The organism is Mariniblastus fucicola (assembly GCF_008087665.1).
Classification (GTDB): domain Bacteria; phylum Planctomycetota; class Planctomycetia; order Pirellulales; family Pirellulaceae; genus Mariniblastus; species Mariniblastus fucicola.
Genome location: NZ_CP042912.1, coordinates 1,170,923 through 1,194,520, shown reverse-complemented (window position 1 = coordinate 1,194,520; position 23,598 = coordinate 1,170,923). Strand labels below are relative to the sequence as shown.

General features: G+C 49.8%; 15 protein-coding genes and 1 pseudogene. 9 read left to right on the top strand and 7 right to left on the bottom strand.

Features of this window, described 5'->3' with window-relative positions; genetic code table 11:
* Window positions 1-161: 161 nt before the first annotated feature.
* Window positions 162-1,304, bottom strand: coding sequence for a hypothetical protein (locus tag MFFC18_RS04295; RefSeq protein WP_075081920.1), 1,143 nt, complete (start codon window positions 1,302-1,304; stop codon window positions 162-164).
* Between the two features lie 325 nt (window positions 1,305-1,629).
* Here MFFC18_RS04295 and MFFC18_RS04290 point away from each other — a divergent pair, with 325 nt between their 5' ends.
* The 3 genes from MFFC18_RS04290 (at window position 1,630) to MFFC18_RS04280 (ending at window position 3,141) form a co-directional block, all read left to right on the top strand.
* On the top strand, window positions 1,630-2,490 hold the full coding sequence (locus MFFC18_RS04290) for a PP2C family protein-serine/threonine phosphatase (protein ID WP_075081921.1): 861 nt from the start codon (window positions 1,630-1,632) through the stop codon (window positions 2,488-2,490).
* Between the two features lie 163 nt (window positions 2,491-2,653).
* On the top strand, window positions 2,654-2,866 hold the full coding sequence (locus MFFC18_RS04285) for a hypothetical protein (RefSeq protein ID WP_075081922.1): 213 nt from the start codon (window positions 2,654-2,656) through the stop codon (window positions 2,864-2,866).
* Window positions 2,866-3,141 carry a hypothetical protein gene (locus MFFC18_RS04280; protein ID WP_075081923.1) on the top strand — a complete coding sequence of 92 codons (276 nt, stop codon included), beginning with the start codon at window positions 2,866-2,868 and terminating at the stop codon, window positions 3,139-3,141. The genes MFFC18_RS04285 and MFFC18_RS04280 overlap by 1 nt, the downstream gene beginning before the upstream one ends.
* A 76-nt stretch (window positions 3,142-3,217) precedes the next feature.
* Here MFFC18_RS04280 and MFFC18_RS04275 read toward each other — a convergent pair whose 3' ends face one another.
* The 6 genes from MFFC18_RS04275 to MFFC18_RS04250 all read right to left on the bottom strand — a co-directional run bounded on the left by MFFC18_RS04275 (window position 3,218) and on the right by MFFC18_RS04250 (window position 10,878).
* Entirely contained in the window at window positions 3,218-3,526 is a 309-nt protein-coding gene (locus MFFC18_RS04275; RefSeq protein ID WP_148618635.1) for a hypothetical protein, read from the bottom strand.
* A gap of 578 nt (window positions 3,527-4,104) precedes the next feature.
* Window positions 4,105-4,332, bottom strand: a complete 228-nt coding sequence (locus MFFC18_RS04270; protein ID WP_148618634.1) for a hypothetical protein — start codon at window positions 4,330-4,332, stop codon at window positions 4,105-4,107.
* A gap of 853 nt (window positions 4,333-5,185) precedes the next feature.
* Window positions 5,186-6,109: a hypothetical protein gene (locus MFFC18_RS04265; protein WP_148618633.1), complete on the bottom strand. Its 924-nt coding sequence runs from the start codon at window positions 6,107-6,109 to the stop codon at window positions 5,186-5,188.
* Window positions 6,110-6,168: 59 nt separating this feature from the next.
* On the bottom strand, window positions 6,169-7,569 hold the full coding sequence (locus MFFC18_RS04260; RefSeq protein WP_075081928.1) for a hypothetical protein: 1,401 nt from the start codon (window positions 7,567-7,569) through the stop codon (window positions 6,169-6,171).
* Window positions 7,570-7,605: 36 nt separating this feature from the next.
* Window positions 7,606-9,573, bottom strand: a complete 1,968-nt coding sequence (locus MFFC18_RS04255; protein ID WP_148618632.1) for a hypothetical protein — start codon at window positions 9,571-9,573, stop codon at window positions 7,606-7,608.
* A 126-nt stretch (window positions 9,574-9,699) separates the two neighbouring features.
* Window positions 9,700-10,878, bottom strand: coding sequence for a hypothetical protein (locus MFFC18_RS04250; RefSeq protein ID WP_075081930.1), 1,179 nt, complete (start codon window positions 10,876-10,878; stop codon window positions 9,700-9,702).
* A gap of 724 nt (window positions 10,879-11,602) precedes the next feature.
* On the opposite strand from MFFC18_RS04250, the gene MFFC18_RS04245 reads away from it, so the two are divergent.
* The 6 genes and pseudogenes from MFFC18_RS04245 (at window position 11,603) to MFFC18_RS04225 (ending at window position 23,456) form a co-directional block, all read left to right on the top strand.
* Complete coding sequence (locus MFFC18_RS04245; protein WP_075081932.1) at window positions 11,603-12,235, top strand: ECF-type sigma factor; 633 nt, start codon at window positions 11,603-11,605, stop codon at window positions 12,233-12,235.
* A 107-nt stretch (window positions 12,236-12,342) separates the two neighbouring features.
* Window positions 12,343-13,320: pseudogene (locus MFFC18_RS25755) on the top strand (serine/threonine protein kinase); the annotation flags it as partial.
* A 240-nt stretch (window positions 13,321-13,560) separates the two neighbouring features.
* Window positions 13,561-15,327, top strand: coding sequence for a hypothetical protein (locus tag MFFC18_RS25410; RefSeq protein WP_238381135.1), 1,767 nt, complete (start codon window positions 13,561-13,563; stop codon window positions 15,325-15,327).
* A gap of 48 nt (window positions 15,328-15,375) precedes the next feature.
* Window positions 15,376-19,509: a serine/threonine-protein kinase gene (locus MFFC18_RS04235; RefSeq protein WP_148618631.1), complete on the top strand. Its 4,134-nt coding sequence runs from the start codon at window positions 15,376-15,378 to the stop codon at window positions 19,507-19,509.
* Between the two features lie 126 nt (window positions 19,510-19,635).
* Window positions 19,636-22,095, top strand: a complete 2,460-nt coding sequence (locus tag MFFC18_RS04230; RefSeq protein WP_075081935.1) for a S8 family serine peptidase — start codon at window positions 19,636-19,638, stop codon at window positions 22,093-22,095.
* Between the two features lie 251 nt (window positions 22,096-22,346).
* On the top strand, window positions 22,347-23,456 hold the full coding sequence (locus MFFC18_RS04225; RefSeq protein ID WP_162273885.1) for a tetratricopeptide repeat protein: 1,110 nt from the start codon (window positions 22,347-22,349) through the stop codon (window positions 23,454-23,456).
* Window positions 23,457-23,598: the final 142 nt, after the last annotated feature.

Sequence of the window (23,598 nt, the reverse complement as noted above, 5' to 3'; positions counted from 1 at the left end):
CTGTTGGAGCAGGTTTCAAAACCTCCTGTGAAGGTGCGGCTGGGCGTCTCGCCCCAGCCACAAGTTTTTGAGACCGGATCTAAAATGAGAAACCAGTTGATCGAGATAAACTCCGTCAGTCACAAGCGTCCCCGAAAGCTACACCAAATTCTGACGTGAATTCAATCGGTGGGTAGCATCGTCCATAGTTCTGGTCGCCCGACATTGCAGTGGACTGATCGCGACAGAAATCCCAGACAGGCCCAGGAGAAAAACAGAGTCGTCCTTGCCACGTTCCATGCCGCGATTCCCCGCACGGGCTGATCACGTTCGCGACTGGCGACGGAAGGCACCGGATGGAAAATGGTTTCGATCCACCGGGGACGTTCCGGCTCACCATCCTGAAGCTGATCCAGCTCGGACGCCGTGTTAACAATCAACTGCACTGGCATGCCTTGCTGCATTAGCTGCCGATCAATTTGCAACGAAGCATTTCGACTGACCGTCGGCAAAATCAACAGCCCAAGAAACGACCAGAGCGTGAAACCGCAGACCGTCGTCACCAGCCCAGCGACAGAAGTGAGTCCTGCTCCAGGCAGCAATGAGCAGAGCAGGAACCCGCCAACGTTCCATGCAAACGCTAACATCAAGCCACGTGAATAGCTGCCCGAATCGATCGCCGCTGCACGCCGAGCAATCGCGGTCGCAAGTTGCTCTGTATCGAACTCGAGCCACGCATGAGGGATGACGATTTTGACATCTTCCCCCAAGCCGACGATACCTCCCGTGAAACCAATGTCTCCGTGCTCTACGACGACGGTCCTTGGCACAAACACCTGCCACGACTGGATTAGCCCGATCGCTTCAACCAATTTCTCAGACGAACTCTCGGAATCAGTTTGTCGATTAAGCAACAGGCGATTGCGAACAAAGAAGCAACCAGCAATCGCAAAGCTGATTGCCATAAGTCCCCCCAGCCATCCGAAGATTTGACTGAAGAAAATAATGAGTGAACCGAAAACCAGAAAGAGCAAGCCTTGTGATGCGACCGCGCGAACGTACTTGCGAAACCAGGACTGAAACGACTGGCTCGACCTTTGAAACATGTTCGGTAACAGAAAACCGCCGAGAAAATCCAGCGGCATCAGCCAGAGAATGAACATTCCGGTGACGATGGCAAGCTGTAGGAACTCACTCACTCCATAGATCTCCTCGCCGCTCATAAAACGCTGCGGTAAGCCGGAGAGCAGAGCCGCAAAACTAATCGTCACCAACGACCCGACGCCAGTGACTCCCAGCAAAAGTCGCGAACGGGCATAGCTCATGAGGAATCTCGGCTTTGTGGAACGGGATATGCATTCTGGAAAGTTTGCAAATGTTTTCGTTTGCGGTATTCCGCTGGTAACCGCATTGGCGCAACGCTTGCAACCATCGTCAGCGATGCTTCGGTGACGATTCACCCGAGTTTTCGCGGAAAAACGTCGAACACGAAGGCGGCGATTCAGACCTGCGTCAGAATGTCCTGAAGCCTGCATTCATTTATGCAACATTGAGAAACTTTACGCTGAGCCTTCCGCGACCTGAATCTCGGTTAACATCCGACCCCCTAACGCCCAACATTGCGTTTCAAAATCAAAAGAACCAATTTCCATGAACGAACTTTCAGAGATTCCCCGCCAACGAATGAGCTGTATGGAAATTTGGGGCGGCAACCAGAAGATCGAACAAAGCTTTGAAGCTGCTGGGCTGGATATCTATGTGCATAGCCAACCTTTCCAGAACGACGACGCGGGTGGAGACATCTATTACCTGACGTCGTGTGCGTCGGGCAGGATCTCCCGGTTTCTTTTAGTGGACGTGAGCGGCCACGGCGACTCTGCGTCGAAAATGGCGGAAACGTTACGTGACCTGATGCGGCAAAACGTCAACAGAATTAACCAAAAGAAATTCGTCGTCGGAATGAATCAGGAATTCGGAAAACTTGGCGACGACTGCGGTTTCGCCACGGCTGTTGTGGCGACTTTCTTTGAGCCGACTCAAACCTTGGACATTACCGTCGCGGGTCATCCGTACCCGTTCTACTATCAAGCTTCTAGAAAGAAGTGGGTTCACCTCGATCCAGCCAGCACCAATGCAAGCTTCGAGAACATGCCACTCGGGATCGTGGATGAGACAAACTACCCGCATCGGCAGATCAAGACAGATGTTGGCGATATGTTCCTGCTGTATTCGGATGCCTTTATTGAATCTGCGAAGAGCAACGATGATGATTCGCCTTTGGGAATTGAAGGAGTGCTGAGAATTCTCAATGACAACGACAACGCACCGGACGATGTGATTTCATTCTTGAGAGAACACATTGGTGCGATGGCTTCTGGCAACCTGGTCGACGATGATGCGACGTTGATTCTCGGCCGATTTACAGAAACAAAAGTTCGCATGCGAGACAACCTGTTGGCGCCCATCCGTTTGCTCGGCGACGTTTGCGACAGGACGACTTTCGGAAAATAAAACGCCAACCGTTGCAGAACTTTACTCTTCGCGGTTAGTCGACACGGAGACGCTTGAGGGGGCGAAGTCGAAGGGTATCAAATCCCGGTCGGCCGTAAGTTTATTCAACGTCGTCCATCTACAATTTGAACACTACCAGATTTTATTTTTGAGGACCGCTACGATGAACGCTGAGCACACAAAGAACTGGCCTGACCTTGCAATTGGTCTTTACGATCGATTGACCGGAGCCAACGCTGAAATCACATATGGTTTTGAGGACATGAAAGTCAAAGTCCCTAGCGGCACCGGAGAATCGGCCGAGCACGCCAATTGGGAACTCAACGGCACCTTGAAGATTAGGACCAACAACGTAGGTGATTCCCCAAAGTCCTAATGGTCGGCGAACTGGATGTCGCGATCGCTGACCAAAGAACAACATTTGAGTTTCTTGGTGAGGAAATTCTGATCCGCTTTCGCGACTACCGATCCGCACTAGCATTCGCCAGAATGCCAATTCCAAACAGCGTTCCCGCCGGCCGCCTGTTGGCGTTTGGCGAACTCCGGTTGAAGGCTCAAGTCGGTCAGCGCACTCCGATCGACTTGTTTCCGCATCCCAATTGGCTAGTTCGCTGGTTGAGCCCAACGATTCGAGGGTTGCCTGAGGCTTAGAGCACAACATGCCTTGCGTGTATGCAAACAAATAGCTGTTGCCGCTTCTTCTGATCCGAGCAGACGCGAAATGCCATTATCTGCCCAAGATCGACATCTTTGCCGTCGCGCCACCGGTATTCACGCGAATCGAAATCGTCAGCTTTGCTCTCCAGAAAGCCCGCGCTCCATCATGAGGCAAACCGCAACGACGCATGTCTCTCTCGCAACAGATCAGGATCAAGTCAGCGATCCAAACGGTCAACGCGTTCCAGTCAATAACTTCCGTTGGGTATCGACTTGAAAGCCAATCTTCGACCGAATCGCCTCGCCTCATAGCCAAAACGTCCGCTCGCACTCCGATGGATAGGCTCTGGGCCAGAGGCGCGATTGGTAGGTCGTTCAAGACGAGGGGACTGCGCACGAAAAAACCGAGGGTCATATTCGACCTCGGTTTTTGGCGTCTCAAAAAGTACACCCGGCAGGATTCGAACCTGCAACCCTCGGTTCCGAAGTCTGTCAGGGGTTCGATCTGGCTTTGAGCTCGTTTCGCAAACCCTTGTTTTTACGGGGTTTCTTCGTTCACCACTCTTAGACAATGCGTCCACCAGTTACACATTTTGCGAATTAGTGGGTCGATTAGTGGGTCGATGAAATCGCCGTTTCACATTCAGATCGCGGTCGAATGAATTAGCCTCGATCACTACTTTGAAGTGGCTGGAATCGATTCCTGATATCCAATGCTCTAACGGCGTCGGATTTGGCGTAGCTCTTAGTTCGCAAACGAACAGTTTTCGGGTTTCAGAACGGTGATTCAAGTCCGATAGCGACCGCTCGCAACATTCTAAATTGGAAAGTAGTTTCATTTGCAGCGGTAGTCGGATGTGACAGGGGAATGGCCATCCGGCAACAGGCCAACAGTCAAATGCAAATTGAAGAAGCGGCTCTCCCATTTTGCATTGGAAGAGCCTTTGGGAGAAAGTGCTAGGCTTCGATTTCACTATTCTTTTTCTCTTCCGGGTGGCATGAAGCCGCCCATGCGTTATTCCCTCCGAAGAGGCAGAACAGGAAAGTCACTACGGCCAAATTGTTAACCCACCACGGTACTTCTGTTGCCGCCGGGTCATGATTGAGTCCGTAGATAGCAGCGACTAGAACTAAGCCAACCACAGTGCCAATAACTCCGCCAACATTGATATTGATGTTTTCCACACTTCACTCCTGTAACCATTGATATATTGTTTGGTCGATTGCTTCACAAAGAAGAACTGCTTTGCAATCGCTTCGGATTCAATGAAAGAGTTGCATTGGGTGCGTCTCGATTTCAGGTTATTAAAGATCTTTTTTAAATTTGGGATGCCACGAGCCGCAGTTACTCGACATCATCCAAAGCAAGAGACGCCCGTTTTCGTTTTCAGGCCAATTGACTTGTCTCAAAGGCTCGGGAGCGCCCCAATATTGATTGAAATGTTCGTGAACAACTCATTGGCTAAGTTCAAAAAGTCCAATGCAATAGATGCGCAGGACTTGATTGTCGGCATCAAGCATCAAGTTGGATCGTTTTCACGCTAACGTTTTCTCGACCCTGCCTTTCTCTCTCCTTGCTTAAACTTGAAGCCAACTCGCTCGCCGGTGATCGTGTTCCGCATATAGTGAACCTGAATCGCGGGTGGCCTGAGTTGTTTACTCTTGATGGTCATCCGATGAGGTTCTCGAACCTTTACAGCCCATTTTTCCCAACCGCGTGCCTGAAATCTCGGGTCATTGATCTTGTGATGAGTCATGATGGCTCGCCCATGACCGGCCAGTGCTTCGCGAAGCGCTTGCCGCTCACTTTTGTTGCGAGGTTTCGTCCATCCACGATGTTGGGATGCATTCTTCGAGAACTTTCCGTATTGTTTTTGAGGTTTCGATTTATTAGTTTTCGGTTTCCGACGGCTCTGCGACTTTCTCGACTTTTTCTTGGGAACTGGTCGATATTTAGTACCCTGACCATTTGCCTGTTCAATCCCGGCATCAAGGAAGCAAAGACTAACAGCGAATCCAATGAAAAATAAAATGGTCCTCATTGCTGACCTCCCGATTGATACGCACCTTGTCGATTGTTTGCTTCTTGTCCCAGCTCCTCAAGAGTTTTGAAGTAATCCAAGAGACGATTTCCGGTTGTTGGCTCATCCATTTGCAGAACGACCTCGAGTTCGTCATTAAGTTTTACAAGTTGCTCATAGTCGTCGATTTCATCGAGACCATATTCCTGCAGGAACGCTTCCAGCTCGGGAGAAAGGTCTTCTGCAGCTTCGACGAATTCGTTGAATGCAACGATATCCTTTTCCGGTAGTGTATTGAAAGCTTTCGGCGTTCCGGTAAACAACAACTCCATAAACTTGAATCCGGTCATCATGTGATCCACGCGATAACTGGCTTCTGCCTTGGCGAACATCCGTCGCTTTCGTTGATATGTCCGAAGAAGGCGATCAAGATACTTTCTGTGGTCCGTCAACAACTGTTGATACTCGCCCGTAGCCGTATCCAGTTCATCAATTTCTTCCGCAGATGGGTATGGGGCTTCTTCGTGGTTCGCGCTAGTACCCGCAGATGTGGATCGACGGTCAGCCGAGTTCCCGCGAAGTCTGCGATTTTCGTTCTCCAGTTCCTCTATTCGTTGCTGCAACGCGAGCGATTCCGCGTTCCGGTCAGGTGTTTCCAGAATCGTGGGACTGTGCTCCGGAGAAACATGTTCATGATTCAGGCTTTCCGGCTCCGGCGAGTGATCTGGCTGAACGGAAACGGAACCAAGTTCACCAGAGGGTTCACTTTCGCTGTCGTCTGCAAGCTGCGGACCTTCTTCAGTTGGCCGCTCATAGCGTTGAGAGGCTGTTTGATAGCCCACTTGATGTTCTGTTGTTTGCGCGCCGCACCCTGTCAGAACGGTTGCCAACATGACTCCAGCCACGACTACGAGGTCTGGGTACGGAAAATAGGATCTCATCAGGATTCTCCAGATTGGATAAAAGGAAAGCGGCAACATTGCCGCCAGAAAAAACGTTGCTAGTTCAGGCTTCGGTGGTAGCGGGCAATGTTGGTCAGATTCACGGGAAGCCAACTTGGGTTGCCGTCTCTCTGGTTTTCACCGTTAGCGCGGTCGCCTACTCGGCCCGGAAATCGAAATTCGGAAGCAGTCTGAGTTCCGCGATAGACCGTTATGAGACGGACGTTCGCAGGCCCGCCGCCGTCATAAAAATTGAGCCACATCTCGAAGTCATCTAGCGAGCGAATATCTTTGTCCACGATCGCTAACTCCCACGAAGAGAATTCGCTATCATTCGCGTTCGCACTACCTGTGTGTTGGATATCACGTACCAACTGACCAAACGAAGTTTTCATGTTTTTAAAATTGAGTTGTTCGTGCGCTTCTTTTTCGTTGAGCCAGATGTCGATGTCTGTGTCTGCAGAGCCGGATTGCCAGTTGATTGCGAACAACGTTTGGCTTGGCGAATCCAACACCCGTTGAATCTCGCTTTCAACTTCCGCTGGAGCATTCCAGGTCGTACCGATGGGCGCGACCGTCGGCTCTGACTCAGGAAGTGTCAGAATTCTCGGTGGATAATGGTCATTGCATTCCGGCAGAGCCAGGAAGCCGGAGGCGTCACTTTGTCCCAACAAGCTCTGCGGATTCGCGGTGAAGCGGATCAATTCGCCCCCGATCTCTTGGTCAAACATCCGGCGGTAAAATTCGAGGAGTCTGTCCTCGTGTTCTTTGCTGTCTCCCCAATTGTTCGATGGCAATAGCCATCGAATCTGAGCTGTCTCCGGGAGAGGCTTCAGGTTTGGATTTCGGAACGGCAATGTGCTGGTGAAATCGTTAATGGACGAGACAGATGGATAACGGCGACCGCGAAAACTCCACTGGGGCTGATCGGGTTCGTGATACAACGGCGTTCCGGCGAGGATGATCATCGGGTCGCCATCGCTCTTCCGAAGCGACCAATATCGCTCGACGAGACTCGGCAAATTCAACTGCCCGCGAAAGTCGTCGGGGACGTCAGACTCGTCCTTGAGGTATCCAAGGACTGGCTTGAAGGCGTCCAGGATTTCCCGGTTTCTGAAACGCTTTGGACCGTGCTTCTGTGGCACTTCAATGGTTCCTAACCACTTGTTGTCGGGAGTCCGCACAAAGTGGATGATGTCACCAGGCTTTGCAAACTCGATGTGTTTGACGATTAGCGAACCAATATCCGCCTTCAGGCCAGCTTCGAGCCCATCCGCGAGAAGGTAGAAGTACTCCGTTGGTGAATCCACGACGGTGACGGCAGAGAGCGAATGTACAGCAACCGAAGGTGGAATGTTCGTAGTGGAAGTTGAACCACTTTGGTTGCAACCGGCGGCAAAGAGGAGCAACCCGAGCAAAAGGGCTTTGACAGAATTCAACGCTTGATTGGTTTTGTTCATGATTTTTTCCGTAGGGGTAAAGTGAGGAATAATCGGCTACTCGTAGATCGAGAAACCCGTTTGAAACATGGAAACGAGACCAATGCGTTCCCATGCGCTCGAAGATTTCCGAGAGGTAGCGGAGTCAAGCTGTTTCTGCTGATCAAACGTGGACTCTGCCCAGGCATCGTTGGCAATCGCGATCAGTTTGGTGCGTACAGGAAAGTGAGAGAACACGACGTTTGACGCCAGAGATACTTCGTTAACGTCTTCAGGCCAAATCGCGAACAACGTTTGGACTTCCCGCAAGCTAATGGAACCATTGGGTATGGAGCCACGCTTTGTTTGAATGACCTCCCCGAAACTAACGGGATCTGAGTTCTTGGACAGTGAGCCTCGCGGACCTTCTATAACAAGATCTACATCTGCGTGAGAACACTTCGTGTAGGCTTGATGAAGGATGACAATTGCATCGGGACGTGTCGCAAAAATGCGTCTTACGCCCTCCTGAATTTCCGGTTCCAAAGCAGCAAGTTTTTCGCGGTATGTGTTGACCTTTGACTGAGAAAGAACAGGCGACTTGGTTTTGATGACACTTGGCTCGGTACCGTTGGCGATCGCAGATGCTTCTCGTGAAGACATGTCTTCAAGTTCGTTCAAGCGATTGTTTGCGAGTTCAGGTTCTTCCTGCAAATCACTGTTTTGCGTGCGAAGCTTTTCAACATCGCCGTGACTCTCTGCTCCTGCGCCTTTCGAGGCGTCGATCTGATCTATAGACGGTTTCATCGTTCGCCGTTGAGTTGCAATTTCCTCTCGACTCGTGTCATCTTGTTCCTGCACAGGCGCAGCGCCCATGCCATCGGTGGTTAACGGTTCATCGACAACTTGCTCGAATCCAACCTGTCCGAGACTAAGACCAGGCTGTGTATGTTCCGATACTTCTTCGGGCGAAGTCGACGTTCCAGAATCTGAAGTTTCGCGATCAGCAGTGACCTCGGTTTCATTTGGTCGGCTTCCGGAAGAATCGTGCGTCGAGTCCACCCCTGCAAACGACGGCGAACTCTCGCCAGGAGCAAGCGAGGTTTCTTCGGTACTGCCGGTCGTTGATCGGGACGCGTTCCGTGGCTGACGGTTGCTGCCAGAGTTGCCCTCGACAGGTGAGGGGCTGACTCGATCACTTTCGTTTCGTGCTGATCCCGGCGTGATAAGTTGATGAACTCCGTTTTTGATCGTCCATATTCCAACCATCGGGTGATCGTCGGGCTGTACTTCCTGACGAAAGATGCTCGTCGTCGAAGGATCCAGTGCAACACTCATCTTGTCAGTGACACGATCCATCCGTCCGCCAAGCTGCTGCTGCATGGCCAATCGAAGAAACCGGATAATGTGCTCGCGATGCAGCTTCGAGTCACCCCAGTCACTCGAAATTGGAACAATGGAGACGTCTACGGAATGAGGAACTGGTTTTTTTTGACTGTTAATAAAAGGCGAGGTGGAATCAGCTGAGATTACAGAGTTGTCGGAAGGAAAGCGTCCTCCCTGAAAGCTCCAAAATCCGTTTCGACGTGGCTCATGAAAAACCGGGTCGCCAATGAAGACGAACTGACAATCTCTCTTACCGTCTGATACCGACCAGTAGGTATCCGGCAGACGGTAAAAGCCGAACTGCCCCGGATTTTCCGAGCCGGTGTTCTGCTCCAAGAATTCGGACAGCTTTCTGAAGCTCGAGATGAGCGAGCGCTCGCGAAGGCGGGCGCGTCCGGTTGCTTCAGGAATGGAAATCGTCGCAACTGGAGAATGTTCCGATCCTGAATAGACGTGGATCCGGTCACCACCGTTTGCGTCGCCAACAAACTTGGCGACGTGTGACTTAATGTCATTATTCATCTCCGCTTCAAGTCCCGACCCAATCACAATGATCGTGTCGCGGCCGTTGGTAGCGGCGTTACTTTGCTGCGCGAAGCAGCTGACTGGCCCTGTGAACGTCGATACGACCAACAGGACAATGGGGATAAAGGTTTTCATTTTTCTCTCTTTGGTTTGAGTTTGATTGTTTGGCTCGACATTCAACGGAGAACGAATCGAGCCAGAAAGATGCAGTTAAGAAATCTATAGTCAGGTGTTGTGACCAACGGGCTTGGCAAGTTCAGCTCAACTCCCAGTGCGAGCAGGCGGAGGCGAGCCATTCCGTGAGATCAACGACTCGTGACCGGACAGCATCGAATTTTGCCGATACGGCACATCCGTTTCGGTGGGCAGGGCAAAGGCATCTCTTGCGATTGCAAGTTCAGCTTCCGCAGTGGCCGCTTGTAGTGAACGGGCTGCAAGTCGCTGGAACGTTCCCAGCACGGCTAGGCACTCTTCGATATAGCTGCCTCGTTCGCGCTTCAACGACTCATTGAATTCCTGATGCCACACGATGCGGCTTTCGATTTGAGCCACGATGATGTTGTGACGGTTGGCCCACGATTCTGCCGCTTGGTAATCTTTAGACTGGGCCAATTCATAGCCGAAGTATTGGGCAGCCGATTCACTGATCGCACGCAATGCAATGAATGCCACAAGCGACGAAGCAATCATTCCTGTCAACGTAAGCGCCCAGAAAGGCGGACCTGTGTCACCTTCGGTAAGTAGGTTGAGGTCCTGAAACGCCCCGACCTTCCACGAAAAGATGCCCATGCCGACTAAACCCAGTGGTAGCACCAGCCAGGAAAGGCCCCGTTCGAACCTGCGACGATGTGCTTCATCGAGACAGTGAAGAGCGTATTCGAGTCCAACCAGAATCAACAGGATGATCGGGGCCGCCAAACAGACGATACCGAAGACGTTGTTTTCCATTTCGTCAATAGATGAACTCATTGTGTTGACCGCATTGCTTCCGTCGGCAATCAGGACGAACAGGAGCAGCCCAATCGCCGTTCCCAAAACAACACGAATTACTCCTAGTCCATTAAGCTTGCGATGTGAGCGATGGCTATTTCGCCATTGCAGGTTCCACTGGGCACGGACCTGCTCGTGACCCGTTTTCAGCTGACGAAGATATTCGAGAGCTGTCGCGTTGACGCGGTATTGGCGTTGACGAACTTCGTCGTCATCAAACCTTCGCCCTTCGGACTCGCGAACGGCCTGCTTGCCTTCGTCACCAGGCAACGATTGATATCGCCTGATGTCGGCTTCAAGTATGGGTAATTTTGGCCGGGATTGATTGAGTACCGTTTGACCCGCCCCAGTCATTTCCAGTCGAAACGGCTCCTCATCGGGAGACGAGGGTTGATAAGCGTGATTGACATGTGGCAGGGCACTGTCATGGTATTGGTTGATTTCGATCAAGGCTAAATCTCCTATAGAAACTGGGCATGACTTGCCACCGCCGCATTCCTGCGACAATGGACTTCAGTCGTCTAAGAGCATCTGTCACCGCCATAAAGATGGGAATTCGAGGACTGATGGGTCTCAGGAATTGGATTGCGATCCGTCCGAGGACATTTCAGATATCTTTCAATATTTCCAATGGGCAATTGCAGTTGTGACGGCCACTTGTTTGGAAAGTTCTCCTTCGGTCTGTCAACTGAGATGAAGCTCAAGTTGGCGTCGCTGCTACGTGTTGCGCCGTCTCATTAAAAGCGGCGACTAAAAGCTGAATCAGTGGTCAGCATTGAATCGCTACGTAGCGGATGGCGACTTGTCGATCCAACAACTTCGCCTAGCGAGCGATGCGTTCGATCGCGATCTCACTGGCTTACTGCCATACCAATGGCTATTGGCCAATCCAAACAAACACCGGGAAATCCCCGAGCGAAGAAAAGCCGAACGCTAATCCATGTAGTTCTAAGTTGGATACGTTTGAGAAAAATGCTGTCGTTAGCGGCTGAAATGACCGTGCGTCTGAAGTGGGCTCTTTTTTGTGAATTCGATAGTTTCGCGCGGTCTTTGAACGATTTTTATCTGCTCGCGATTTATGAATCAGTCTTGGTTTGCGTAACTTTGCAACGCATTTTCGTTGCCACTACAATAAAATTTATTGACCGTACGTAGTTAAGAGAGATCTTTCGAAATGGGATTCGACAAGGAAGAGACACCGCCTGAGAGGCTCACCGACATTCGCAATGGCAATGAGGATGCGATCAACGAACTGTGGGAACGCTATGGAAGTCGAATTCAAGGTATTGCGAGTAAATACCTGGGAGCCGCTCCGCGACGGATCATGAATTCGGAAGACATTAAGAATGTCGCCTTCATGAGCTTGATCGGATACGTCAACGAACTTGATCCCTCAGATCCGGATGGCATTTCGCAAAAAGGTTTCTCTTACGAAGAGTTGAAAGACGGGATTTGGCCAATCGCATTCGGCATTGCAAAGAAAAAGGCCTTGCTCGCCAATCGTAAAGAAAAGGCGGGCAAGCGAGGCGGAGATATTGAACGTTCCGGGATTCAAGAGAGAGTCTTTGAGGATGACAACAGCGAGGAACCGTGGGTTCTTGCTTCGATTGAAGAGCAAATGCAATTTTTAAAAGCCTACGCGACCAAGTCAGCAAGTGGCGATATCGAGCAAATACTTCAATTGAGGATCGAGGGCGTCAGCTCCAAGGAGATCGCACGGGAGCTAAAGCTCAGTGAGGCATCCGTCTGTCGGAGGCTGAAAGAGCTGAGAAAAGCACTGAGTGAATTCAGTGAAAGCTCTGATTAGGTCCAAGTGTAAAAATTCTGAATTGGGTGAAATCTCCAACGGCACTTTGCAATCTGTTGGTGTGAAACCGTGTACTTGCTGAAACACAGGCTCGAGGTCCATTGAATATGTCGAAAGTAGATCGTTTTGGTGACTTGGGTTCAGAAGAAATGTCCAAGGTCGCTGACGCTTGTGACGATTTCGAGAAGCTCTTGAGTCAAGAATCGAATGGTAGCAAGCCGCTGGAAGCCATCAAGACTGCGATTTCCACGTTTGATAGTAGCCAAGTAGAATTTTGCAACGCGACTCGACGGGCGCTGTTCGAGCAGTTGCTAATTTTGACTAGAGACCATTGTCGGCGAAATGGGCAGTCATTGATCAAAAGCGACTTCCAAGAATCTGATTGGCCTGATTTTTCAGATGTGATTGTGGAATTTTTGTGGGAAGAAGAGTTTGACGAGAGCGCCTCTCTGGGGAAACTTGGCAAGTACACATTGCGTGAGGAAATTGGACGTGGTGGCATGGGGGTTGTATATCGAGCAACCCAATCAGATGGTATTCAACGCGATGTAGCTATAAAAGTTGTCAGGCCCGAACGGCTTGATGAAGGAGCCCGTCAGCGTTTCGAAGTCGAGCGGCAAGCTTTGGCTGCAATGGATCATGAAGGGATCGCGCGCGTCTTCGACGTTGGCACTTCCGAGGATGGCAGAGCATTTGTCGTCATGGAGTTGATCCGTGGCAAGCCACTTACCGAGTTCTGCGATTTCGAAAGACTCACCGTCAACGAACGACTTGGAGTTTTCAAATCGGTTTGCGGTGCAGTTCAACATGCACATCAGAAAGGAATCATTCACCGCGACCTGAAGCCTTCAAACATATTGGCATCTCGTAGCCCGGATGGGGACTTTGCGGTCAAAGTCATTGATTTTGGATTGGCCCGAAAGTCAACGAATAGCGGCGGCCTCACCGAGTTTGGTCAACTACTCGGAACTTTGGAATATCTCAGTCCAGAACAGGCGGACCTAAACCCTGACAAGATCGACGTACGAACGGACATCTATTCACTGGGCGTATTGCTTTATGAACTACTGACTGGAACGACTCCACTTGGGAAGGATCAGCTTTCCGGTTCGAGCTTTAGAGATGTCATTGAAGCAGTCAAGAACAGTCAGCCGCCAGTTCCCAGCAAAAGACTAAGTGATTCGTCGGTGTCGAATCCCGAGGTAGCATCGCTTCGTCAATCAGACTTGCTTGCACTTCGCTCAAAAGTTCGCGGCGACCTCGACTGGATTGTGTCCAAAGCGATTGAGAAAGAGCCATTGCGGCGATATCGGTCCGCAGCCGAATTGGCCGACGACATCACAAGATTCAACGCGGGGCAGGCTGTTCTGGCCGTACCACCATCTGTCGGATATCGGGTAAAAAAATGGACCTCGCGAAATCGAGGCAGTGTCGCAATTGCATTAGTGACTTTGATCATGCTCACTGAAACAACAGGTTTTTGGCTTGCGAGCAAACGTGCCCAGGCGGAAACCAGGAGAGTGGAAACAAAACGAAGGCAGGACTCTCAAATAGCCGCCATCACACTTGAGAGAAAGGAATTGCAGCGGAAAACTCAAGCGGCAGAAGCAGCAGCCAAACTGAAAGAGAAAGAAGCAATGATCCTTGCCTCCAATGGTGGCTGGGGCGAGTTGATAGATGGTATCAAATCCTACGAATCAGAAAGCGATCTTTCGTTCTCGTTGCTTCAATTAAAGCTAAAGGCCGCTGACGCGATGAGTGATCCTGATGTGCGGGCCAAAGCCATGTCGCAAGTAATTCAGCATCCAGACTATGAAACGAATTCTGAAGTCATTGATGTTTTTCGATTTCTCAACGGTGAGAAGGTGAGCAGCAAGAGACTGAAGGCCATCGCGAACTCGACAAGCACCAACGTCGAAGCAAGACTTGTTGCGACAGCAATGACAACATTGGACAAAGCCGAGTTAATAGATTCTCTCGAAGAAGTTTGGGCCGATGCTCGAAACGTGTTGCATCTTCCTGCAGGGCGTCTATTGGCGCAGTCGTATTTATGGCTCGGAGAATTTGATAAAGCGAAGTACACGGCTGCTCAAATGCGGCAGGTGTATCCCGATGATCCATTTAGCGATTTTGCCGAACTTTGGGTGTCGGCGTTGACAGAGGATGCGGACCGATATCAGGAAGCATTGGCTCGTTTTAAAGGAAGGGCTAGTTCGCAGGAGTTTGCGTTGGCGAAAAAGGTCGTCGAACTTTTGAAGCAAGCAAACGACAGTTTTAAGAAATGGCGAATTCCTACAGAACTTGCAAAATTCAACAACTTGTCAAAGACGATTTTGCAGCTTGTTTACTCGCCTGATCGTAAAGGCTCAGCCCTTCCCATGCCACCACGCTATTTCAGCAAAGAACTTTCAGAAGTTGGCCGGACTATACTCATGAGCAAACTATGGGGCAACAAATCAACAGCTCAGACGCTATTCCAAATGGCAGAAAAAGATGATGACGCCAAAGTCTATTTTGCGGCAGCGGTATTCTATTTCCTTGCGGCACCGCAAGATCCCAAGAACCCTCGCGCAGGGAATCATGAGTTTCAAAAAGCAATCGCTGCCTGTGATGCTTGTCTTGAATTACCTTGCCCGTTTCCAATGATCCATGATGAGGCTTTGTTTCTTCGCGGGTTTCTTTCTGCGGCTGTTCAAATTACTTCCAGTAAATTCGATGACCGTGCCTCCACGTCGATCGACCTGTTGGAGTACAGGCGCCGCTATGGAACGCTGCCGCCGAATCAGCTTAACGCACTTCCAGCAATTGTTCGACTTGGCGATCCCGCACTTTCGAAGGCGATTGTTAAAGATTGTCTGCGAGGCCTCGAAGGAGAAGTCCTGGAAAGTAGAGCCAACACTCTCATTCGAAACTCGCGTGCTATCATCCGAGAAAATCCTGAGTTTCTTCAATTGTCTTTGCTTGCCCAGATTGGTGACAATCTGCGAAAACGTGAACAGAGCGACGTCACCGAGAAGCTTTTGGGGCAGTTGCAGGAAGAACTGAAATCCGTTTCCGAGTCTATTAGTTCTCCTGATTCAAAAGATGAATAGCGTTTTTGAAATTTGCAATTCGCTCTCTTTGACAGAAAGGCCTGAGTCGTGAAAGAAGTTGTCAATCACCGGTTCGATGCTTTGTCATCTATTGCAATGGCTCAAGTGGGAGATGCCTGCGATGAGTTTGAAAATGTGTTGCAAACAGAAGTGGCTCAGGGAGAGGAACTGCACGCACTTCAAAAAGCAATGTCAGTGTATCCGTCCAGCGAAGTCACAATTCGAGAGGCATTGTTTGAGCAGTTACTGCAACTCACCTTGAGACATTGCCTTCTTGACGGACGTCCCATCACCAAGCAAGAGATAGAGGACGCCTATTCTCCTGAATTCGAAGGCGTTATCTCGGATCTTTCCTGGGAAAGAGAGCCGAAAAAAGCCGCACCGCTGGGATGGCTCGGCAAGTATGCCTTGCAGGAGGAAATTGGGCGTGGCGGGATGGGAGTTGTCTATCGTGCGACTCAGTCAGATGGAATTCAACGTGAGGTAGCAGTTAAGGTCGTTCAGTCCGACCGGCTCGATGATAGCGCTCTTCAACGCTTTGAGTTTGAACGTCAAGCTCTGGCGACAATGGATCACGAAAGCATTGCTCGCGTTTTCGACGTCGGCACATCCGAAGACGGACGAGCCTTCGTCGTCATGGAATTGATTGACGGTAAACCGCTGACCGAGTTTTGTGACGAAGAGAAATTGAGCGTAACTGAGCGACTGGAGGTTTTTGAGTTAGTTTGTGGTGCCGTCCAACACGCTCACCAGAAAGGTATCATTCACCGCGATCTGAAACCGTCAAATATTCTCGCCAGCCGCGCTGAAAACGGATCCTTTTCAGTGAAAGTAATCGACTTTGGGCTTGCTCGCGCCTCCGAAAGGAGGGATGGGTTGACTGAGTTTGGTCAGCTTGCAGGAACTCTCGAGTACATCAGCCCTGAACAAGCCTCCTTGAACCCCGAGTTGACTGATACAAGGACCGATATCTATTCACTCGGTGTCATTCTGTATGAATTGCTTACTTCCAGTACTCCATTCAACCGTAGCGAATTCGGTAAGAATGAGTACCAACGTGCGCTTGATTCGATCAAGCATGATTCAGTTTTACTTCCAAGCAGAAGACTTCAGACCGAGTCGATGCACATCGAAAATATTTCAGAGAATCGAAAGCTCGACTCCAAGAAGTTAACTCGAACTGTTGAAGGGGATCTCGATTGGATCGTCATGAAATCTATTGAGAAAGAAGCTGACCGCAGATACCAAGCTGTGTCAGAGCTCGCGTCAGATGTAAGTAATTTTCTAACACACGATATCGTGTCGGCACGTCCTCCATCAGCAGTCTATCGCGTCAGAAAATTTGTTCGGAAAAATCGCGGAGTGGTGGCTTCGGCTACCGCGATAGTCGCTCTCATGGTCGGCGGAATTATTGGTACAGGCTACGGCTTGGTAAAGGCTAACCGAGCTCGCTTGAACGCAGAAGCATCTGCGCATCAAGCAAACACGACTCTTGGAATAATGACCGATTCTTATAAAAGCTCTGATCCTCGGTTTGGTGCGAAGCAGATGTCTGCCAAAGACGTTCTTGAAGTTGCGTTCGAGAAAACCCAAAACTCAGAATTAGACTATGTTTCGAAAGACCGGATTTTGTCTGTGCTCTCCGGTGCCTTCATGGGGTTAGGTGAATTCAATGCGGCTGAGAATGTCTGCCAAGAGCGGGTCGCATTGACGAGCAATATGTTTGGCAAAGGCGCCAAAGAAACGATGGAAGCGACTGTTTTCCTGGTGGAGGCAATGGAAGCAACTGGAAACCACAATGAAGCAGTACCGATTATCGAAGCCGCGATTGTCTCGCCAGCCTGTGAAGCAAGTTTCGAACCAAAATTGAAAGTACTCTTGGCCAGATGCTACTACGCGATTGGCGATGTTGCGGAAGCGAGAACAGTCTATTCGGATCTACTTACACTCGCAGATCAAAAACTGGCGAAAGATGATGAAGATTCCATTTTGATAAAAACTGGTTTCGCAAGCTTTGAATATTCGTGCGGCCAGTATGAAAGGTGCAGTAATTTGCGTCGGGAAATCCGCGATATCCAAACTAGAAAATTCGGCATCGTGCATCCATCGACGATCGGTGCAAGTATCGATTTGGCCGCCAGCTTAGTGAGAGAAGGCAAGTTCAACGAGGTGCGGAAAACACTGGATGAAAATGAAAAGTATGCCAATCAACTTTTGGGTGAACAACATCCAATTACACTTGCACTAAAGAGCGTTGACCTTGAACTGTTATTCGAGAAACAAAACCATGAAGATGCATTGAAGCTGGTCACAAAGCTAACGGATGAATACAGGAATTGTTTGGGCGAAGGTCACCAGCTCACTTTGAGCATGTCAAGGAAAGCGGTTCAGGCTTTGGCAGGTCTCGGCAAGTACCACGATGCATTAAAGGAGGCTGATAAATCAATTGGCATGAACCAAAAGTACCTAGGCGAAGAACACCCTGAAACAATTGCCGCAAAAAGCGACTGCGCCTTCGTCTATTCGAAACTCAATAGACACAGCAAAGCCGAAAAGTTGCGAAAGGAAGTATATGAATTCTGCGCCTCCCAACTTGGAGAGGCTCACCCAAACACAATTGACAGCATGTCCAACTACAGTGAAAGCCTGTTAGCGAGAAAAAAGTTTGCTGACGCAGCACAGATGTGTCATAGCTGTATCGAGTTGATCGAACGGCATTTAGGTGGTGATGCGTATCCAGAGATTGTGCATCCTCTCACCCTTCTCGCGAAAGCTCAAAGTAGTCAAGGGAAGCTTCAAGAAGCGATAGAAAACTACGCCCATGTTTACAAATTGTGTCGTGAGCGATTTCAGCCCACGAATCCTAGGGTTCTTGGTGCAGCGCTTAACTTGGGCAACGCTTGTGGTATCGCTGGGCAATCGGAACAGGCCATTAGCACCCTTGAGCCACTTTTCGAAGAAGCTCCTTCGCATCTTTCCAGCAATTCTGAAGACGCTTTCGGTGCGCAAGCTACGCTCGCTGGGGCGTATATGCTTGCCGAGCGATATAAGGATGCGGCAACAATCTACTGCAAGTTAAAGCCGATTGCAGAGCAGCGATACAACATTTTTGACGCCAAGCGACATGGGGTAACCAACGCATTAAATATGGCGATGAATGCGTTAAGAGGCCAAGTCCAAAATTTAATGGCCAAGGAGGACTTTGAAAAAGCGCAGAAAACATCTGCGTTCTTAGTGGAAAACAGAAGTTCCTCGCGACAAAATAATGAAGCATTTGCGAGACTGTCTGTTGAAGTTGCTATTGGACAGCGGAACTGGGAAGCGGCACTTGAGAAATGTGATGTCTGGAGCGAGTGCGCCTCAAGGCAGGCTAGTGTTGAGCTTCATAGGGCGATCTGCCTGCTTGAGTTGGATCGCAACAGGGAGGCTTTCTCAGAACTACAGGGCGCCCTCGAAGATGGACAGTTGAAAGGATTCGATCTACTTCGTGCCTTAAGTATCAGCAAGATATGCAGTTCATCAAACGGCAGCACTGCATCTCAAGATGGCGAACAGCTTAAAGAACTTTTTCATAAGGCAAATTCGTTGCGAAGTGAAATTCCGGATCACCGTCTTTGGCAGATCGCAAGAATGGCGGAACGGGGGATTGCTTTTGCTGATACCAATGAAACGCCAAAGTCCATGTGGATAGAATTGAGAGACACTGCAATCGCAGAGTCTCGAGAGTACGTTAAAAGTCGAGTCTCTTTGAAAGAAGGACAGGCAATCAACCAACGTGTTTGGACTGCATTGATGTCTATTGAATCCGAACCTTCCCAATCGATTTCGCAAGAATCATTGGAGTCAATGCGAAGAGTTTGTGCGCAACATCCCCGGCAAGAGTTTATCAACACGCTTGCACTTGCTGAGTGCACCTTTAACAACTGGAATGAAGCAGCGGCGGCTGCGAAAGAATCTTTGTCGCTGACCAAAAAGTCATGGCGAAGCCCACACCCAATCGACTTGGCAATATTGACATCTTGCAATAACAAGTTGGGTGAAAAAGAAGCGGCTGGTACTTTCAAACTTGAGCTCAAAAAGCAGATTCAATCTAAGGGCAGAAAAGGAGATCCAGAGTGTGCAGCGTTCTTCAAAAAATACGGTGAAATGCTTGAGCTTCAAGATGTTTTCGAACCGAAGTAGCCCGCTTGTTTTTGCAACACTGACAGTAGTTTGAGAATATTTAAGAAAGGCTGAAATCCGCTGGCCTTCTTCGCAACCCCACTATTGAACACCAATCAATAGACTCCAAACACAGGGTTGCAAGTTATGGCCAAGCGAAGAAAAACAGGAAAACGTTCAGGATTTGGCTTTCAAAAGCTCGAACCCAAGCAGTTAATGGCGGGAGATCTTGTTTCCGCCAATTTGTCTGCGGACTGGTTCTTTGAGGAGCCTGTAGCCCAACAACAAACAGCACGAACTGCTGAAAATACAGTTTCGAAACAGGATTGGGGCGGTCAGCAAACAGAAGTGAAGTCCGGGGAGTGGCTAATTCAATTGGCCGACAACACTCTTCAAGACAACTCAATTGCGACAGTGGTTGAGGAAATCCAATCAGAAATGCCACATGTTGACGTTATTGGCGGGACAGGAAGGATCGGACAACTACATGTTCGGTCAAGCCTTGGCTTCGATCAAGCGCAACGCGCCTTCGCCACTTCCCCAGCGATCTCTGCACATGAGCCAGTGCAAATACTGACGATTGCTGGCTTGGATCAGGGCTCAAGCAATTCAGATCTCTCCAATCAACAATGGGCTCTCGACAAGATTAACGCACCAGAGGCTTGGGATGCCGGATTCGATGACACTGGAATTGTTGTCGCCGTAATAGATACGGGCGTTGACTATCAGCACTCGGACTTGCAACACAACATGTGGCGGAATCCGGGCGAGATCGCGGGGAATGGCATCGACGATGACGGCAATGGATTTACCGATGATATCTTCGGAGTTGATTTTGCAAACGGAGATAGCGATCCACATGATGACGCCAACCACGGAACTCACGTTGCGGGAATTATCGCTGCAGATCGTTCCAACAATGTTGGAATCGTCGGAGTCAGTCAAGCCAATATCATGGCCGTCAAATTCCTTGGCGCTGACGGACGAGGATCGCTGGACAACGCTCTCAAAAGCATAAATTACACGAATCTGATGAGAGCTACATATGGGATCAACATTCGAGTTGCCAATCATAGTTGGGGCGGCGCGTTTGCAAGTGAAGCCTTGGAGAATGCGTTTGCTCAATCTGAAGCAGTAGGCATTCTGAGCGTCGTTTCGGCGGGCAACGAAAGTGAAAACAACGACAGCTACACGTATAGTCCTGCAAATGTTGATGTCGACAGCGTCATTACTGTCGCGGCGACGGATCAGTCGGACCGCCTTGCTGGTTTTTCAAGCTATGGGACTCAATCCGTAGATCTTTCTGCCCCCGGCGTAGGCATCGTAAGCACAGTCCGAGGTGGTGGTTATCAAAGTTTTAATGGCACTAGTATGGCTGCACCGCAAGTGGCTGGTGCGGCGGCCATCATGTTTGCTGCACAGCCAGACCTCGGGCTTTTTGAGGCGAAACAGGCGTTGATGGAGACTGCCGACACGGTCCAGCAAGGTTACACTATCAGCGACGGCCGTTTGAATGTCGCCAGTGCACTCAATGCCGTCCGCCCACTTGAGCTTGATGGCCGAGTCACAATCGTAGATGGTGTTCTCTCGGCGCCAGCTGACAATTTTTCCATGCCGCTAAACCAAGTCGGCGACCGGGTTGTCACCGTTAACGACGGGGCTATCTATATCCATGCCAACCAACGACAGAATGTTCGAGCAACCGACGTAGGAGAGAATGTTCGGTTTGAATTATCGGGTGTTGGCGCCTCCATTTCAGCCACATTTGCGAGTCTATCTGAAGTCACATTTTTGGGAAGCCAGTTTGATGATGTCTTCATCAATCGAAGCGTCAATTTGGATTCAACCGTTCGGGGCAATAATGGTGACGATCGAATCCTCGTTGTATCGGGAACCAACAACCTTGGTGGCGGTAACGGCGCTGATCGAATCGAGGGTGGATTAGGAAACGATTTCATTCACGGCGGTGCTGGGCACGACGTTCTTTTTGGAAATGGTGGAGATGACTACGTTGTTGGCAAATCTGGCAACGATTGGATTTTTGGAGGGATTGGCAACGACACACTCCTTGGCGGAGAAGGTAACGACCCAATTTACGGTGGTTCCGGAGACGATCGCTTAGATGGCAATCAAGGAAATGACATCCTTCGGGGTGGCGACGGTAACGATCGAGTTTACGGAAACGAAGGGCACGACAGCCTTTTCGGTGACGCCGGTAACGACAAACTCTACGGGCACGCAGGTAATGACTGGATGACGGGTGGCATCGGCGATGATTTCCTTCGTGGCAACGAAGGCGACGATGTTCTCTACGGAGATCTCGGGAACGATCGAATTCTAGGTGATGCGGGTCGAGATCAGCTCTTTGGACAAGCGGGCAATGATCGCCTCGAAGGCGGAACTGGTGACGATTCCATGTTCGGCGGCTTGGGCGATGACTACTTGCGTGGCCACGAGGGCAACGATTTGCTTGATGGGGGCGAAGGAAAGAACCGTCTGCGTGGAGACAGCGGCGCAGATCGATTTACAGTGATCTATGCCAACCACATGGACAACTTGATCGAAGATCACGAGTGGTGGAATTTCGAATGGATCGATTGGATCTAGTGTCGAACCAAAACAATATTTTGAAAAGCTGCGGCTCCATTGCTGCAGCTTTTCTTTTGGCCTCGAAGTTTGTTCGCTGCTGACATTCGATACTGCACGTCTCCAATCCCGCACAAATAAAAGTTACCGCATTTGGAATTCGTGCAGAACGAATGAAATCTCGGTGCTGAGTTGGTAACTCTCAAGTGAAGGCTTTTGACAATCGTTTAAGAAAGCCAACTTCACAAATGCAGAATAGAGGAAGTGCTCACATGACAGTCAATTCAATTCAAAAATTGAGTCTCAGTTGTATGTTTTCGATCAATGAACAAATCGGGAAAGTCATCCCAATTGCAGTTGTGCCAAAATGGTATTTGCTTGCATTGATCATCCTGAGCGGCTGCGATTCGACTCAAAAGAACGGCGATTCCTCACCTCCATCCAGCGGCGAAGAGATTACGTTGGTCAGCCACTCCGATTGGTTGCTTTCAAAACCAGATGCTGAATCGCCAAGCAGGCAGTCGGTACGGGATGATGAAAATGAATCAGCAGCTACTACGGAAATAGTTAAACCAAATGACATTCAAGAGCTAAAGACTTACGAAGAGTACGAATCCGCGCCGCTGAATGTTGTTGAAGAACATGCTTCATTGGGATTTCCAAATGCGCAAACGAGGCTGGGGAATTGCTACGAAGTAGGATTCAGCGTCGAGAAGGATATTCAGGCTGCGGTGAGTTTGTACCGCAAGGCCGCAGAGAAAGGAAATGCTCGAGCTCAGGCCGAACTCGCACTCTGCTACGCAGAGGGTAAGGGTGTTGAGAAAAGCTCGCTGGAAGCCGTAAAGTGGTATCAGAAAGCTGCAGAACAAGGACAAGCTGACGCTCAGAACAATTTGGGCGTAGCCTATGCATTGGGTGAAGGGATAGAGAAAGATCAAAAGCAAGCGATGAAATGGTACCTAAAAGCAGCTGAACAAGGCTACGCCCGCGCACAATTTAATCTTGGCTACAGATACGATGTCGGAGGTGACGGTTTGAGCGTGAATGACACTGAGGCTGCCAAGTGGTATCGAAAAGCGGCGGAGCAAGGCTACGTAGCAGCTCAATATAATTTGGGGACTATGTACTACGAAGGCAGACGAATAACTTCTTCCTTTACAGACGGTCACTATGAAAACGCGTTTGTTTGGCTAAGCAAGGCAGCCAATCAAGACGATGCTTGGGCTCAGTACAAACTTGCCATAATGTATGATAAGGGACGCGGTGTTCGGCCAAGCTATTCGAAAGCGATGGCATGGTTTGGCAGAGCGGCCAACAATGGGCACAAACATGCCCAAGAAATTTATCAACAGCGCGTATTGCTTGAAGAATTAACTCGCTGATTGCGAGACAGCACTTCGCCTCGATATGGACCGTCCCGCCAGCAAACAATGAACGGAGATGCCAGATGATAAGACAACTTTTCAAGTCTTATCGCGGATAAAGTAGCGTCGGATTTGGCGTCGCTTTGGGATCAAAAATTGG

Excerpts from the sequence above, each read along its gene's own strand:
- MFFC18_RS04295 (WP_075081920.1), bottom strand. The coding sequence starts at position 1,304 with ATGAGCTATGCCCGTTCGCGACTTTTGCTGGGAGTCACTGGCGTCGGG.
- MFFC18_RS04290 (WP_075081921.1), top strand. The coding sequence starts at position 1,630 with ATGAACGAACTTTCAGAGATTCCCCGCCAACGAATGAGCTGTATGGAA.
- MFFC18_RS04285 (WP_075081922.1), top strand. The coding sequence starts at position 2,654 with ATGAACGCTGAGCACACAAAGAACTGGCCTGACCTTGCAATTGGTCTT.
- MFFC18_RS04280 (WP_075081923.1), top strand. The coding sequence starts at position 2,866 with ATGGTCGGCGAACTGGATGTCGCGATCGCTGACCAAAGAACAACATTT.
- MFFC18_RS04265 (WP_148618633.1), bottom strand. The coding sequence starts at position 6,109 with ATGAGATCCTATTTTCCGTACCCAGACCTCGTAGTCGTGGCTGGAGTC.
- MFFC18_RS04260 (WP_075081928.1), bottom strand. The coding sequence starts at position 7,569 with ATGAACAAAACCAATCAAGCGTTGAATTCTGTCAAAGCCCTTTTGCTC.
- MFFC18_RS04255 (WP_148618632.1), bottom strand. The coding sequence starts at position 9,573 with ATGAAAACCTTTATCCCCATTGTCCTGTTGGTCGTATCGACGTTCACA.
- MFFC18_RS04245 (WP_075081932.1), top strand. The coding sequence starts at position 11,603 with ATGGGATTCGACAAGGAAGAGACACCGCCTGAGAGGCTCACCGACATT.
- MFFC18_RS04230 (WP_075081935.1), top strand. The coding sequence starts at position 19,636 with ATGGCCAAGCGAAGAAAAACAGGAAAACGTTCAGGATTTGGCTTTCAA.
- MFFC18_RS04225 (WP_162273885.1), top strand. The coding sequence starts at position 22,347 with ATGACAGTCAATTCAATTCAAAAATTGAGTCTCAGTTGTATGTTTTCG.